Below are 13,980 nucleotides of genomic sequence, written 5' to 3'. Positions count from 1 at the left end.
GGTGGCCGAAAGGGCGCCCGCACGGCGGGACAGCGGGGCGTCCGCCAGCGGACAACACGCAGGATACCCGCAGCGGCGCGGCAATTTTGGCCGCCTAGAATAGCGACGGCCGGCCACAAGCCAGCGTTCGTCGAGATCGGACACCACGACGATCAGTTTGACCCAGGAGAAACATGAAGAAGCTCGCACTGTGCGTAGCGCTCGCCGTCATGGCCACCGGCGCCATGGCAAAAGAATGGAAAACCGTACGCATCGGGGTTGACGCCAGCTATCCGCCGTTCGAATCGAAGGCGGCCAGCGGCCAGGTTGTCGGGTTCGACGTCGATCTGACCAAAGCGTTGTGCGCAAGAATGAACGTGAAGTGCGTGTGGGTCGAGCAGGATTTCGACGGCATCATCCCGGCACTGAAGGGGAAGAAGTTCGACGCGATCGTGTCGTCGCTGACCGTCACGGACAAGCGTCGCGAGCAGATCGATTTCTCCGACAAGCTGTTCGACGCGCCCGCGCGCATGATCGCCAAAGCCGGCTCGCCGCTCCTGCCCACCGCTGAATCGCTGAAGGGCAAGCGCATCGGCGTCGAGCAGGGCACGACCCAGGAAGCCTACGCCAAGGCTTATTGGGAGCCGAAAGGCGTGACCGTCGTGCCGTATGAGAATCAGGACCAGGTCTACGCCGATCTCACCTCCGGCCGGCTCGACGCCGCGCTGCAGGACGAGATCCAGGCCGACGCCGGTTTCCTGAAGACGCCGCGCGGTAAAGGCTTCGCGTGGGCCGGTCCGGAAGTCAAGGATCCGAAGACCATCGGCGAAGGCACGGCCATCGGTCTGCGCAAGGAAGACGCCGAACTGCGGACAATGTTCAATCGGGCGCTCGCACAGGTTCATCAGGACGGCACTTTCACGAAGCTCGAAAAGCAGTACTTCGACTTCGAGATTTATCCTGGGCACTGAGCCGGCACTGAGCACGGTCCAAAGCGGGCCGCCGCTTCAGGCACCCCGCCTGCTCGCGTCAAACGCGGCACCATGGAACTCGGGGCTCGCCCGCATGGGCTTCCCCCGGGCTTCGTAATACAGTCGGTCTAGTCTCAAAGAGAGTCGAAAAGCGCGCTGCAAGACCGCCAACGGTCATGCAGTCATGATTTGCACAGCGGTGCGCTGTGCGCCGCAGATCACAGCGAGCGAAGCTCGCGGTACATGCGGTGCAGAGCCGGCCGCGTCTTTCGCGGTGTGTCGCAAACGCATCGTCAAGGACCCGATATGTTCCTTCAAGGCTACGGCCCGCTGCTTCTCAACGGCACCTGGCAAACCGTCAAACTGGCGGTGTTGTCCCTGGCGCTTGCTTTCTTGCTGGGCCTCGTCGGCGCGGCGGCGAAACTGTCGAAGAACCGCTTCTCGCACGGCGCCGGCACGGTCTACACCACGCTCGTGCGCGGCGTGCCCGACCTCGTGCTGATGCTGCTGCTCTTCTACAGCATCCAGATCTGGCTAAACAATCTGACCGACCTGCTCGGCTGGGATCAGATCGACATCGACCCGTTCGTGGCCGGCGTCGCGGTTCTCGGCTTCATTTACGGTGCGTACTTCACCGAGACGTTCCGCGGCGCGTTTCTCGCCGTGCCGCGCGGCCAGCTCGAAGCGGGCGCGGCCTACGGCATGACGAGCTGGCAGGTGTTCTCGCGCATCATGTTCCCGCAGATGATGCGCTTCGCGCTGCCCGGCATCGGCAACAACTGGCAGGTCATGGTCAAAGCCACCGCGCTCGTGTCGATCATCGGCCTGGCGGATGTGGTCAAGGCTTCGCAAGACGCGGGCAAAGGCACCTTGCGGTTTTTCTTCTTCACCCTGTTTGCGGGGGCGATCTATCTCGTCATCACCACAGTGTCCAACTTCGTGCTGATGTACCTCGAAAAGCGTTACTCGACCGGCGTGCGAAAGGCGGATCTATGATCGAGATCATTCAGGAATACTGGCGCAACTATCTTTATACCGACGGCTACCGCTTCACCGGCCTCGCTATCACGCTGTGGCTGCTCGTGGTGTCGATCGGCCTCGGTTTCTGTCTGTCGATTCCGCTCGCCGTGGCGCGCGTGTCGAAGAAGAAATGGCTCTCCACTCTCGTGTGGCTTTACACGTACATCTTTCGCGGCACGCCGCTCTACGTGCAGTTGCTGCTTTGCTACACGGGTTTGTATAGCCTCGAGATCATCCGCAATCACGAGCTGACCAACGCGTTTTTCCGCGAAGGCATGAACTGCACGCTGCTCGCGTTCACGCTGAACACCTGTGCCTACACCACCGAGATTTTCGCCGGCGCCATCAAGGCCACGCCTTATGGCGAAATCGAAGCGGCACGCGCTTACGGCATGTCGTCGTTCACGCTGTACCGGCGCGTGATCCTGCCGTCGGCGCTGCGCCGCGCGCTGCCGTACTACAGCAACGAAGTCATTCTGATGCTGCACGCCACGACCGTTGCATTCACCGCGACCGTGCCGGACATTCTCAAGATCGCCCGCGACGTGAACTCCGCGACGTATCAGTCGTTCAATGCGTTCGGCATCGCCGCCATGCTCTATTTGTGCATTTCTTTCGCGCTGGTGTGGCTGTTTCGCCGCGCCGAGCGCCGCTGGCTCGCTTACCTGCGGCCGCAAGGCAAGTAACCGGCGCATTGCGCCAGCACGTAAGCACGCCCAAGGATTCTGATGAATACAACGAAGCAAAAGCTCTTCGTCGACGAGCTTCACAAACAGTACGGCGATAACGAAGTTCTCAAGGGCGTCACGCTGAAGGCCAACGCCGGCGACGTGATCAGCGTGATCGGCTCGTCCGGTTCGGGCAAGAGCACGATGCTCCGCTGCATCAACTTTCTCGAACAGCCGAACGCCGGCCGCATTTTCGTGGACGGCGAAGAAGTCCGCACGCAGATCGCCAAAAACGGTGCGTTGCGCGTGTCGGACCCCAAGCAGTTGCAGCGCGTGCGCACCAAGCTGTCCATGGTGTTCCAGCACTTCAACTTGTGGTCGCACATGAACGTGCTCGAGAACATCGTCGAAGCGCCCGTCAACGTGCTGGGCCTCAAGCGCAAGGAAGCCGAAGATCGCGCTCGCGAGTATCTGGAGAAGGTCGGTCTCGCGCCGCGCCTCGAGAAGCAGTATCCGTCGCATCTGTCCGGCGGCCAGCAGCAGCGCGTCGCGATCGCGCGCGCTTTGGCAATGCATCCCGACGTGATGCTATTCGACGAACCGACCTCCGCGCTCGATCCCGAACTGGTCGGCGAAGTCCTCAAGGTCATGCAAACGCTCGCCGAAGAAGGCCGCACGATGATCGTCGTCACGCACGAGATGGCGTTCGCGCGCAATGTGTCGAACCACGTGATGTTCCTGCACCAAGGCCGCGTCGAAGAAGAAGGCCATCCGGACGAAGTGTTCAAAAACACTCGTAGCGAGCGGCTGAAGCAGTTTCTTTCCGGCAGTCTCAAATAGCGGGTATATCGGAGAACCTGGTATTTGAGACATAGCCACGTGTCTCAAATACCGCCTGTAGTGAAAGTAGTGTTACAAGGCGCTTACGAGCGCCTTTTTTGTTTCGGTCACCTGCGTAATCCACGTATTTCGACCGCGAAAACCCCGCCGCACCGCCCTTCCCGCCCCACGTTTCCGCATTACCTTGCCGTATTGGAAGCGTCAATAGTGGCAATCCTTAATCTTGCTCCCGCCGATCCGTGATTCCCTTGTCACGTAAGGGATTGCGCTATTTTTCAGCGTGCTCGAAAGCGCCTTTGCACACATCCGTATTGCAATTTGGAGACACAGGTCAACGCCGGTACTAATTTCTTCTCCCACACAAGTGTATTTTTGATAAATTAGTAACCAAAGTAGCAAAACAAAGTTCATTAAAAGTAGTTTTACTTCAAAGCACAGAGGAGAACCGGTCGGCGAGGGATCGGCGTGACGACGAGACAGTCCCAAGGCTGCACGTCAGGACAGGAGACCTATCCGCCCGCTAATCTCCCTGGTACCGATTTCTGTTCGGCTCGCTTGCGTCCGAACACCATTCGCAGTACTGGGTTTCACTTTTTGACAGGGTATGGAGGAGAAGATGAAGAAAGCTTTGCTCGCCGCTGCGCTGATGTCGGCCGGCGTTGTTGCGCATGCCCAAAGCAGCGTGACACTGTATGGTCGCCTGGACGCGGGTATCGAATACATGAGCGGTCTGCCGAACGCCAACTATACCGGCTCAACCTCGCGCTGGCGCGCGGAAAGCGGTGACTGGGGCACGAGCCTGTGGGGCATGAAGGGCGTCGAAGACATCGGCGGCGGCAACAAGGTCCTGTTCCAGTTGGAAGGCTCGTTCAATACCATGACGGGCGCAGGTCCTGGCGGCGGCGGTCTCTTCAATCGTTGGGCAACGGTCGGCCTGTCGAACAATACCTACGGTACGTTCACGATGGGTCGCATGCTCTTCATCTCGAACGGCGTGTGGGACTTCGACCCGTTCGGTCAATCGAACTGGTCGTCGGCATCGCTGGTGCGTGGCCGCAACTGGCCGCAATCGAGCAACAACCTTGCTTACCAGTCGCCGAAGTTCTACGGCTTTGACATGTACGGTCAGTACGCACTGTCGAACGCAACAAACTGGAACGGTAACGGCACGACGCCGCAAGGCCGTGAAGCAGGTCTGCAGCTGACGTACACGTCGTCGCTGTTCCAGGTTCGCGGTATCTATGACGAAATCCGCAATGCCGCGAACGGTAACTTCACCGACCCGTTCACCGCATCGCGCGAATACACAGCAGCCTTCAACGTGTTCCTCGGTCAGTTCAAGATCCAGGGCGCATACCAGGCAGTCCGTACGTCCGCTGCTGCTAGCGCTGCAGGCACTTCGCCGACGTCGCTCGATCACGAATGGGGTGGTGTGACGTGGCAAGCCACGCCGGCCGCAGCACTGATCGCGGCGGTGTATCACGTCAACGCCAACAAGAACGGCGGCAACGCAACGATCTACACGATCGGCGGTTCGTACAACCTGTCCAAGCGCACGCTGCTGGACATCCAGATTGCGACCGCGCGTAACAGCAAGACCGCCAACTTCGGTCTCGACGCGAACGCGGCAGGCCCTGGCGGCAACATCACTTCGGGCGGCACGACTACGTACAACGAGAACCCGCTGCCTGGCCACAGCCAGACCGGTGTGTACGCAGGTATTCAACACTCGTTCTAATCGAACAGTGTTCTCCGAAGGCACTGCCTTCGGGGCTTAGAAGTTCTTCAAGAGAATCTTTTTCACGCTGCTGCGAGAGGCGCGTATCGGTGCGATGTCCGAAAGGGTATCGCACCGTTTTTTATTGGCGCGCGGCGTTTCGCGATGTTGCGCGAAGCTCGCGCGGTGCTTACGCGGACCTTGTTTCGGCGCCGGCGCACCGCTTCGGTGCGCGAGCGGCTTCAGACTGCCGCTTCGTTTTCTTCGCCGGTACGGATGCGAATCACGCGCTCGACGTCCGCGACGAAAATCTTGCCGTCGCCAATCTTGCCGGTGCGGGCCGCGCCGATGATCGCATCGATCACCTGATCGCACTGGTTGTCCGCCACGACCACCTCGATCTTCACTTTCGGCAGGAAGTCGACCACATACTCTGCACCACGATAGAGCTCGGTATGGCCTTTCTGCCGGCCGAACCCTTTGACCTCGGTGACGGTCAGGCCCGTGAGGCCGACTTCAGCGAGCGCCTCGCGCACTTCGTCGAGTTTGAACGGTTTGATGACTGCGGTGATGCGCTTCATGGCGAACCTCGTCTCGTGACTGGAAGAGTGAAAGGAAAATGGATGATTTTTATTCTACGCCGCGCCGGGTGCGTTGCGGCAGTCCAGCGACGCGCGCCGCTGCGACCCGGCGCCCCTTGCGGCGATCCGGCGCGAGCGCCGCGCCTCTTCACTCCACCGGTTCGGTGTAGCGCGACGTGATCGGATAACGCCAGTCTCGACCGAACGCGCGATGCGTGACGCGAATGCCGATTGGCGCCTGACGGCGTTTGTATTCGTTGATCTTGATGAGCCGCGTGACGCGCTTCACGTCTTCGGCCGCGTAACCCGCGGCGATGATTTCCGCGAGCGAGCGGTCCTCTTCCATATACATGCGCATGATCGCGTCGAGCACCTCATAGGGCGGCAAGCTGTCCTGGTCGGTCTGGTTCTCGCGCAATTCCGCGGATGGCGCGCGCGTCAGAATCCGCTCGGGTATCACGTTCTGCTTGCCGAAAGCCGTGGCCTCGTTGCGGTAATGGCACAGGCGATAGACAAGCGTCTTGGCGATGTCCTTGATCACCGCGAAGCCCCCGGCCATGTCGCCGTAAAGCGTGCAGTAACCCACCGCCATTTCGCTCTTGTTGCCGGTGGTGAGCACGATCGAGCCGAACTTGTTCGACAGCGCCATCAATAGGGTGCCGCGAATACGCGCCTGAATGTTTTCCTCGGTGGCATCTTCCGGCTGGCCCTCGAATTCTTGCGCGAGCGAGCCGCGGAACGCGTCGAACATCGGCGCGATCGCGATTTCGTCGTAGCGCACGCCGACGCGGCGCGCCATTTCCGCGGCGTCCGTGGTCGAAATGTCAGCGGTGTAGCGCGACGGCATCATCACCGCGCGCACGCGCTCTGCGCCGAGTGCGTCGCACGCGACCGCCAGCACCAACGCCGAATCCACGCCGCCCGACAGACCAATGAGCGCGCCCGGAAAGCCGTTCTTGTTCACGTAGTCGCGCACGCCCATCACGAGCGCCGCATAAACCTGCGCTTCGAGCGAAAGCTCCGGCGCGATGCCGCTGTTCCCGCCGTTTGTTTCGCCGCGCACAGGGGCACCCGCTTCGAATTCGACGATTGCGGTCGCCTCCTCGAACTGCGGCATCTTCGCGACTAGCTCGCCCTGCGCGTCGAGCACGAACGAGCCGCCGTCGAACACGAGTTCGTCCTGCGCGCCGACCATGTTGACGTAGACCATGGGCAGCCCGGTCTCGCGAATGCGCGCCCGCAGAATGTCGAAACGCACCGCTTCCTTGTTCAGGTGGAACGGCGATCCGTTTGGAATCAGCAGCACTTGCGCGCCCGCCGCCTTCGCCATTTGAGCGGCCGACGCATGCCACGCGTCTTCACAGATCACCACGCCGTACTTCACGCCGTCGAGCTCGAACACGAACGGCTGCGCGTCTGACGCGAAATAGCGCTTCTCGTCGAACACCTCGGTGTTGGGCAGATCCTGCTTGCGATAGCTGCCCCCCACCTTGCCGTCGACAAGCAGCGAAGCCGCGTTGAACGTATCGACCGGCGGCACGCCGCGCTGGATTGGCGCGTTTGCATTACCATGACCGTGGGCCGAGCTGTTGCCCACCTCGCGTAACGGATGGCCGACGATCACATGCAGGCCGGCAAACGGCTTCAGTTGCGCGGCGAGATCCGCCAACGCGGCAGCGCTCGCGGTATAGAACGCGGGGCGCAGCAGCAGATCTTCGGGCGGATAGCCGGATAACGCGAGTTCCGGCGCGACCAGCAGCTTCGCGCCGGCGTTGTGCGCGTCACGCGCGGCAGCGACGATTTTCGCGACGTTGCCGGCGAAATCGCCGACGGTGACATTGATTTGAGCGAGAGCGATTCGTGTCTTCATGGCAGGATCGACGGGCAAGCGAAGGGCTTGCGAAGTGCTTGCAAATAAAGCAGCTTGTTATGGGCTCGGCGGACGGGCAACTCGGATAAACGAACGACGCAGTGCTTGACGGTGTATAACGCGCGCCGCGTCGCTCATTGGGACAGTCACATAAGTTGAATCAGGAACGCTTTGATTATCGCACGGGCATTCTGGCGTCGCCCTCCGAGGTGGACGCGGCCGAATGGAACGCCCTTCTCGCTCAGCAGCCACAGCCCACGCCTTTTCTGCGGCATGAGTTTCTGAGCGCGCTGCACGCCACCCGCTGCGCGGTTGCGGACACGGGCTGGGCGCCGCAATTCGTCACGCTCACCGACCCGCTGACCGGCAAGCTAGCGGCGGCCGCGCCGGTTTATCTGAAGGGTCACTCATATGGCGAGTACGTCTTCGACTGGGCCTGGGCCGACGCATACAAGCGCAACGGCTTGACCTATTACCCGAAGCTCCTGTGCGCCGTGCCGTTTACGCCCGTGCAAGGCAATCGGCTGCTGTCCGCCGACGCGCACGCGCTGCGCCATCTCGCGGCCACATTGATGGCGTTCGCCGAGCAGGCCGATGTGTCGTCGCTGCATGTGCTGTTTCCCACCGAAGCGGAAGCGAATGCGCTCACCGAAATGGGCATGATGCAACGCGAAGGCGTGCAGTTTCACTGGCTCAACGACGGCTACCGGGACTTCGACGATTTCCTCTCGACGCTCGAACAGAAGAAGCGCAAGAACATCCGCGCGGAACGCCGCAAAGTACACGAGGCAGGCGTCACGATGCGCAGGATTCGCGGCGAAGACATTCAGGACGCCGACTGGCGCTTCTTCAGCAAGTGCTATCGGCAAACTTACCGCGAGCACTTTTCGACTCCGTATCTGAACCTCGACTTTTTTCGCATGATCGGCGCGTCGATGCCGGAGAATCTGCTGCTCGTGATCGCCGAATACGAAGGCAAGCCGATCGCGAGTTCGCTCGTCGTTTATCAGCGCGACGCGAAAACCGGCGGCACGCTGTACGGCCGTTACTGGGGCGCGCTCGAACACGTGCCGTGCCTGCACTTCGAGACCGCGTACTATCAGCCCCTCGAATTTTGCATCGAAGAAAAGCTCGGCGCGTTTGAAGGCGGCGCCCAGGGCGAACACAAGATGGCCCGAGGCTTCCTGCCCACGGTCACGCGCTCGGCGCACTGGCTCGCGCATCCCGCTTTCGCCGATGCAGTCGGCCACTTCCTCGACAATGAAAAGAACAGCATCCACGCGTATGTCGACGAGCTGCGCGAACACAATCCGTTCAAAGGCTGACGCGCATCCATGGCGTGGTTTCTTTATCTGCTCGAATGCTCGGACGGCAGCGTCTATACCGGCATCGCCACCGACGTGCAAGCACGCTTCGACAAACACGTGAGCGGCGCGGGCGCGCGTTATACCCGTTCGCGCAAGCCGGTGCGCGTGCTGGCGTCGTTCGAACTGGCGGACCGCTCCAGTGCTTCGCGCGCCGAGTATTGGGTGAAGCGTCTTGCGCCTTCGGAAAAGCGCACGCTCGCGGCGGGCGGACGGACGCTCGAGTCGGTGGTGCCGCTCGTGGAACCGGCTTTGGCTAGCGCCGCGGAGACCACCGAGCAAAACGGCGCTTCCTGACGGCGCGCTCGTTTAGCCCCGTGCTTCGCGCATGCGTTCGGTGAGTAAGCGCTGCATCAGCGCAAGCTCACCCACGGCATCGGCTTCGAGCGACGTCAAACGCTCGCGCGCCGGAAGGTCGTGCCGCAGCGGCAAAATCGTTCGATTCAGCGCGGCCTCGATATCGGCGTTCACCGCCGCGAGCCACACGCGAAGCTCGTCGTGCCTATCCTGCATCTCGCGCCGGTTCGCACTCAGCCGAAGCTGCGTAGCCGTGCCCGCCATTTTGCGCAGCAGACTCAACACCGTCAGCGTCACCGTGTCGACTAGCGAGTCCTCCAGTTTTTCGAGGCGAATCCGTGCGATGGCTTCCTCGGCGTTGTTGCTGCCGAGGCCGGCCGCGCGGCGCAAACGCTCCATGTCTTTTTCGCTTTGACCAGGCGATTCGAGCGCCGCGATCAGATACGCGAGATTCGCGCGGACCGCGTCCGTCAGATACGTGCGGTAGTCGCTCTTTTCGCGCGTCGGCCACAAATAAAACGTGGCGAAAAGCGCCAGCACGCAGCCCAGCACATTGTTGCCGAGACGCGTGAGCGCGTATGCGAATCCACTCGCGCCCGGTGTCGCGAAGTCGGCCACGAGCACGAAGGTCGGCGTGAGGAACAGCACGAACAGGCTGTAGCTGACGGGGCGCAATGCCATCGTTGCCATGACGAGCGGAAAGACCGCGAGCGAAATGCCGAGCGGCGAATGAATCGCATAGCCGATACCCGCCGCCAGCACGCCGCCGACGATGCTGCCCGCCGCGCGCTCGATACTGCGCGGCCATGTCGCCGCGATCGAAGGCTGCAGGATCAGCAGCGTCGCCATGGTCGCCCAATAGCCGAACGGCAAGCCGAGCGCGCGGATCACGAGGAAGCCCGCGGTCGTCGTCACGCCCACGCGCGCCGCGTGACGCAAACCGACGGACTCGAGCGACAGATTCGCCTTCAGCGTTGCCCAGACTCGCGCAAGCGTTGCAGCGACGCTGTCCGCGAAGCGCGGCGGCGGCGCTTGTACCGGCGTGAAATCGACGAGTTCGAAGTCCGATGTGAGCTTCACCGGCTCCATCAGCGCGTTTTCCAGCCGCCGCGCGAGCCGCCGCACGCGTAGTTGCAGATCCGCGAGATGCTCCCAGCGCCCTTCGTTCGCCTGTGCGCCGATGCCGCGCAGCGTCTCGCCCATGCCCGTCAGCAGACGAGCCGCGCGCGTCGCGAGCCGTTCATCGCCGGGCATTTTTTCGCATGCACCGGAGACGGCGATCAGATACGCAAACAACGCCTCGCCTTCGGTCAGCAACGCGAGCAGCGTGTCATAGGCCTCGCGCGCGCCGGTTCGCGTCGACGGAACGCTTGCCAGTGCCTTGCGCGAACGTTCGAGCGCCACGCGCGCATCTGCGCGGAATTTTGCGGCGTGCGTCGCCCACTCGCGCGGGGTGCTGCGCTGCTGAAGCAGACGCGCGCTGTCGAACGCAATGTCCGCGAGCCGCAGATACACCATGCGCAGCGAAGCACGGCTCGCGCCGAATGGATGGATGCGCCAGACGGTCAGGCTCAACGCGACCGCGAACAGACAGCCGATCAGATAGACGCCGAGAAATGCAAGCCCTTCGCGCACATCGCGCATGGGCCGGTCGACCATCACCACGCAAGCGGTCGCGGCGAGAATCGTCACTTGCGACGTCGCAGCGCCCCAGATGCGTCCGAATGCGCCGAGGCTCGTGAAAACGAGCAACGCGAGCGCGGCGAACACCGTTCCCTCGGCCGACGCAAAAGCGGTGAGTCCGCCGCATAGCGTGGAGAGAAGCGCGAAGCCCATCATCGAAGCGAAGCGGGCGCGGTTCGAACCGGCGGCATCCGCGAGACAGGTCCAGAACGCGCCGATCGCGGCCCACGCGAAGATTGGATCGTGCAGCAGATTGCCGAGCGCGAGCATCGCCGTGGACGCGCATGCGGCGCGCAAGCCCTCGGAGAGACTCGCCTCGCTGGCGGAAAACGACACCATCCAGACCGGCCGCTTGCGATAGATCGCCGTCGCGATCGCATACAGCCGATTCGACCAGCGGGGCGAAGAAGATGGCAGGTTGGACTTGCGGTTCATCATCCGAACGGTGTGCTCCCAAAGCGGGCTTGTTGCTCGGCTGTTGCGGCGCTTTTGCAGACGTCCCGGCAGTGAGCGCAATCCACCGCCGGCCACAAATCATAAGGGTTTACACGGAGATATAAAAATGGCTTCGGTTCATCTTCGGGATGCACTGCGGCTATACCGGCATTTCGAGGCCCCAGGTCGCAGTCTCAAGGCCAAATAAAAAAACCGCGCCGCCCCTTCGGGCTCGCGCGGTTTTTTGCATGAGGCGAGTGGATCGGCGAAACGATGATTCCGTCCGATCAGCGCGTCAAGCCGCTTACTTCTTGTGGTTCGCCACGCCTTCGCTGATTTCCTTGTGCGCGGCTTCGATACCCGCCCAGCCTTCGACCTTCACCCACTTGCCCTTCTCGAGCGCCTTGTACTGCTCGAAGAAGTGCTTGATCTGGTCTTTCAGGTACGCCGGGACGTCGTCGATCGACTTCAGGTCGGCGGTCATCGGGCAGATCTTGTCGTGCGGGACGGCGATCAGCTTTGCGTCCACGCCCGATTCGTCGGTCATTTGCAGCATGCCGAGCGCGCGTGCGCGAACCACCGAGCCAGCCAGCAGCGGGAACGGCGTGATCACCAGCACGTCGACCGGGTCGCCGTCGCCCGACAGCGTTTGCGGAATGAAGCCGTAATTGGCCGGATAGCGCATGCCGGTGCCGATGAAGCGGTCGACGACGAGAAGGCCCAGATCCTTGTCGGCCTCGTACTTCACCGGATCGCTTTGCGCGGGGATTTCGATGATGACGTTGAAATCTTGCGGAAGATCTTTGCCTGCGGGGACGTGATTGAAGCTCATGAGCGCTCTCTGGTCAGGATGGAATTCGGAGCACGGCATGCGGCGCGTGGGCTCAAGGGCACGCATCGTAAAACTTGCCTCGAGCAGGAGCGCTGCGGCCGGACAGTGCAGAATGCGCCATTATAGCCAATCGGCCGATGGCATCCGCCGCCGGATCGGCGCGATAATCGTCTAGCGTCTCTCGATTGTGCCTCTGGTTTGTGAACACCGCGTAACGGCGTCCGGTTCAGCGTCTGGCTAAGCGTACGCCGGCTGCGCGACATCTCAAGGAGTCTGCATGGAAGAAGCCCGACACTTCATTGGCGGCGAATGGTCCGCTGCTTCAGGCGGCGAGACGATCGCCGTGCTCGATCCCTCGGACGGCCAGCCGTTCACGCAACTTGCACGCGGCACCGCGGCGGATATCGACGCCGCCGTCCACGCCGCCCGCCGCGCGTTCGAAGGCGCATGGGGCGCGGCAAGCGCGGCGGAACGCGGACGCGTGCTCTACCGGCTGTCGATGCTCGTCGCCGCGCGCCAGGAAGAACTGGCGCAACTCGAAGCCCGCGACACTGGCAAGCCGCTCAAACAGGCGCGCGCCGATTCGGCCGCGCTCGTGCGCTACTTCGAGTTTTACGCCGGGGCGGCCGACAAGCTGCATGGCGAAACACTGCCCTACCAGGCCGGCTATACGGTGATGACCATCCGCGAGCCGCACGGCGTGACCGGCCACATCGTGCCGTGGAATTATCCAATGCAGATTTTCGGCCGCAGCGTGGGTGCGGCGCTTGCCGTGGGCAACGCATGCGTCGTCAAGCCAGCTGAAGACGCGTGTCTCTCGGTACTGCGCGTCGCCGAACTCGCGGCCGAAGCGGGCTTGCCCGCAGGCGCGCTGAATATCGTCACCGGTTATGGACACGAAGCGGGAGCGGCGCTTGCACGTCATCCGGGCATCGATCACATTTCGTTCACGGGCTCGCCCGAGACCGGCAAGCTGGTCACGCAAATGGCCGCCGAAAACCACGTGCCGGTCACGCTCGAACTCGGCGGCAAGTCCCCGCAACTCGTCTTTGGCGATGCGGACCTCGACGCCGCGCTGCCGGTACTCGTGTCGGCGATCGTGCAGAACGCCGGGCAGACGTGTTCGGCGGGCAGCCGCGTGTTGATCGACCGCGCGATTTACGAGCCGTTGCTCGACCGGCTGAGCGGCGCGTTCAGTTCGCTGCGCGTGGGTCCCTCGCACGCGGATCTCGACTGCGGGCCCCTTATCAACGCAAAGCAGCAGCGGCGCGTGTGGGACTTTCTCTCCGACGCGCAACACGACGGCATCGCGATGGCCGCGCAGGGCGAAGTCATTCCCGAAGCGCCGGAAAGCGGCTTCTACCAGGCGCCCACGCTGTTGCGCGATGTGCCCGCGAGCCACCGTCTCGCACGGGACGAAGTGTTCGGCCCCGTGCTCGCCGCGATGCCCTTTAGCGACGAAGACGAAGCACTCGCGCTCGCGAATGGCACGCAATACGGCCTGGTCGCCGGCATCTGGACGCGCGACGGCGCGCGGCAAATGCGCCTCGCGCGGCGTCTGCGCTCGGGCCAGGTGTTCATCAACAACTACGGCGCGGGCGGCGGCGTTGAACTGCCGTTCGGCGGCGTCAGGCATTCGGGCCACGGGCGTGAAAAGGGTTTTGAGGCGCTGTATGGCTTCACGGCGCTAAAGACTATTGCGATCCGGCACGGCTAGTTCGCA

12 protein-coding genes are annotated in these 13,980 nt (G+C 62.4%); 8 read left to right on the top strand and 4 right to left on the bottom strand.

What is annotated here, in order from left to right:
• The first annotated feature begins 173 nt into the window (after window positions 1-173).
• The 5 genes from RW095_RS39925 (at window position 174) to RW095_RS39905 (ending at window position 5,216) form a co-directional block, all read left to right on the top strand.
• Window positions 174-950, top strand: coding sequence for an ABC transporter substrate-binding protein (locus RW095_RS39925; RefSeq protein ID WP_317021075.1), 777 nt, complete (start codon window positions 174-176; stop codon window positions 948-950).
• Between the two features lie 306 nt (window positions 951-1,256).
• Window positions 1,257-1,946: an ABC transporter permease gene (locus tag RW095_RS39920; RefSeq protein WP_020065253.1), complete on the top strand. Its 690-nt coding sequence runs from the start codon at window positions 1,257-1,259 to the stop codon at window positions 1,944-1,946.
• Complete coding sequence (locus RW095_RS39915; RefSeq protein WP_317021074.1) at window positions 1,943-2,656, top strand: ABC transporter permease; 714 nt, start codon at window positions 1,943-1,945, stop codon at window positions 2,654-2,656. The genes RW095_RS39920 and RW095_RS39915 overlap by 4 nt, the downstream gene beginning before the upstream one ends.
• Before the next feature lie 42 nt (window positions 2,657-2,698).
• Complete coding sequence (locus RW095_RS39910) at window positions 2,699-3,478, top strand: ABC transporter ATP-binding protein (protein ID WP_128589900.1); 780 nt, start codon at window positions 2,699-2,701, stop codon at window positions 3,476-3,478.
• A 616-nt stretch (window positions 3,479-4,094) separates the two neighbouring features.
• Window positions 4,095-5,216 carry a porin gene (locus RW095_RS39905; RefSeq protein ID WP_317021073.1) on the top strand — a complete coding sequence of 374 codons (1,122 nt, stop codon included), beginning with the start codon at window positions 4,095-4,097 and terminating at the stop codon, window positions 5,214-5,216.
• Window positions 5,217-5,437: 221 nt separating this feature from the next.
• Here RW095_RS39905 and glnK read toward each other — a convergent pair whose 3' ends face one another.
• Together glnK and RW095_RS39895 are read right to left on the bottom strand one after the other, a co-directional pair.
• A complete protein-coding gene (gene glnK / locus RW095_RS39900) occupies window positions 5,438-5,776 on the bottom strand; it encodes a P-II family nitrogen regulator (RefSeq protein ID WP_006048444.1) in 339 nt (112 codons plus the stop codon).
• 148 nt (window positions 5,777-5,924) lie between these two features.
• Window positions 5,925-7,646: an NAD+ synthase gene (locus tag RW095_RS39895; protein WP_317021072.1), complete on the bottom strand. Its 1,722-nt coding sequence runs from the start codon at window positions 7,644-7,646 to the stop codon at window positions 5,925-5,927.
• 155 nt (window positions 7,647-7,801) lie between these two features.
• Here RW095_RS39895 and RW095_RS39890 point away from each other — a divergent pair, with 155 nt between their 5' ends.
• Both RW095_RS39890 and RW095_RS39885 read left to right on the top strand, forming a co-directional pair.
• Window positions 7,802-8,971: a GNAT family N-acetyltransferase gene (locus tag RW095_RS39890; RefSeq protein WP_317022844.1), complete on the top strand. Its 1,170-nt coding sequence runs from the start codon at window positions 7,802-7,804 to the stop codon at window positions 8,969-8,971.
• 9 nt (window positions 8,972-8,980) lie between these two features.
• Window positions 8,981-9,307: a GIY-YIG nuclease family protein gene (locus RW095_RS39885; protein WP_317021071.1), complete on the top strand. Its 327-nt coding sequence runs from the start codon at window positions 8,981-8,983 to the stop codon at window positions 9,305-9,307.
• A 12-nt stretch (window positions 9,308-9,319) separates the two neighbouring features.
• Here RW095_RS39885 and RW095_RS39880 read toward each other — a convergent pair whose 3' ends face one another.
• Entirely contained in the window at window positions 9,320-11,428 is a 2,109-nt protein-coding gene (locus tag RW095_RS39880) for an FUSC family protein (RefSeq protein ID WP_317021070.1), read from the bottom strand.
• A gap of 301 nt (window positions 11,429-11,729) precedes the next feature.
• The gene (gene ppa, locus RW095_RS39875) at window positions 11,730-12,257 is read right to left on the bottom strand and encodes an inorganic diphosphatase (RefSeq protein ID WP_128590658.1); all 528 of its coding nucleotides are present in this window, start codon (window positions 12,255-12,257) and stop codon (window positions 11,730-11,732) included.
• Window positions 12,258-12,534: 277 nt separating this feature from the next.
• Between ppa and RW095_RS39870 the strand changes: the two genes are divergently transcribed.
• On the top strand, window positions 12,535-13,974 hold the full coding sequence (locus RW095_RS39870; protein ID WP_317021069.1) for an aldehyde dehydrogenase family protein: 1,440 nt from the start codon (window positions 12,535-12,537) through the stop codon (window positions 13,972-13,974).
• The last annotated feature ends 6 nt before the right edge of the window (window positions 13,975-13,980 follow it).

This window comes from Paraburkholderia kirstenboschensis (genome assembly GCF_032806925.1).
In the GTDB taxonomy this organism is placed as follows: Bacteria; Pseudomonadota; Gammaproteobacteria; order Burkholderiales; family Burkholderiaceae; genus Paraburkholderia; species Paraburkholderia kirstenboschensis.
The sequence above is the reverse complement of the archived record's forward strand: the minus strand, read 5'-3'. Positions and strand labels throughout refer to the sequence as shown.

What these genes read in the sequence shown, in the direction of transcription:
- RW095_RS39870 (WP_317021069.1), top strand. Translation starts at nt 12,535, where the DNA reads ATGGAAGAAGCCCGACACTTCATTGGCGGCGAATGGTCCGCTGCTTCA.
- RW095_RS39925 (WP_317021075.1), top strand. Translation starts at nt 174, where the DNA reads ATGAAGAAGCTCGCACTGTGCGTAGCGCTCGCCGTCATGGCCACCGGC.
- RW095_RS39915 (WP_317021074.1), top strand. Translation starts at nt 1,943, where the DNA reads ATGATCGAGATCATTCAGGAATACTGGCGCAACTATCTTTATACCGAC.
- RW095_RS39910 (WP_128589900.1), top strand. Translation starts at nt 2,699, where the DNA reads ATGAATACAACGAAGCAAAAGCTCTTCGTCGACGAGCTTCACAAACAG.
- glnK (WP_006048444.1), bottom strand. Translation starts at nt 5,776, where the DNA reads ATGAAGCGCATCACCGCAGTCATCAAACCGTTCAAACTCGACGAAGTG.
- RW095_RS39885 (WP_317021071.1), top strand. Translation starts at nt 8,981, where the DNA reads ATGGCGTGGTTTCTTTATCTGCTCGAATGCTCGGACGGCAGCGTCTAT.
- RW095_RS39895 (WP_317021072.1), bottom strand. Translation starts at nt 7,646, where the DNA reads ATGAAGACACGAATCGCTCTCGCTCAAATCAATGTCACCGTCGGCGAT.
- RW095_RS39920 (WP_020065253.1), top strand. Translation starts at nt 1,257, where the DNA reads ATGTTCCTTCAAGGCTACGGCCCGCTGCTTCTCAACGGCACCTGGCAA.
- ppa (WP_128590658.1), bottom strand. Translation starts at nt 12,257, where the DNA reads ATGAGCTTCAATCACGTCCCCGCAGGCAAAGATCTTCCGCAAGATTTC.
- RW095_RS39880 (WP_317021070.1), bottom strand. Translation starts at nt 11,428, where the DNA reads ATGATGAACCGCAAGTCCAACCTGCCATCTTCTTCGCCCCGCTGGTCG.
- RW095_RS39905 (WP_317021073.1), top strand. Translation starts at nt 4,095, where the DNA reads ATGAAGAAAGCTTTGCTCGCCGCTGCGCTGATGTCGGCCGGCGTTGTT.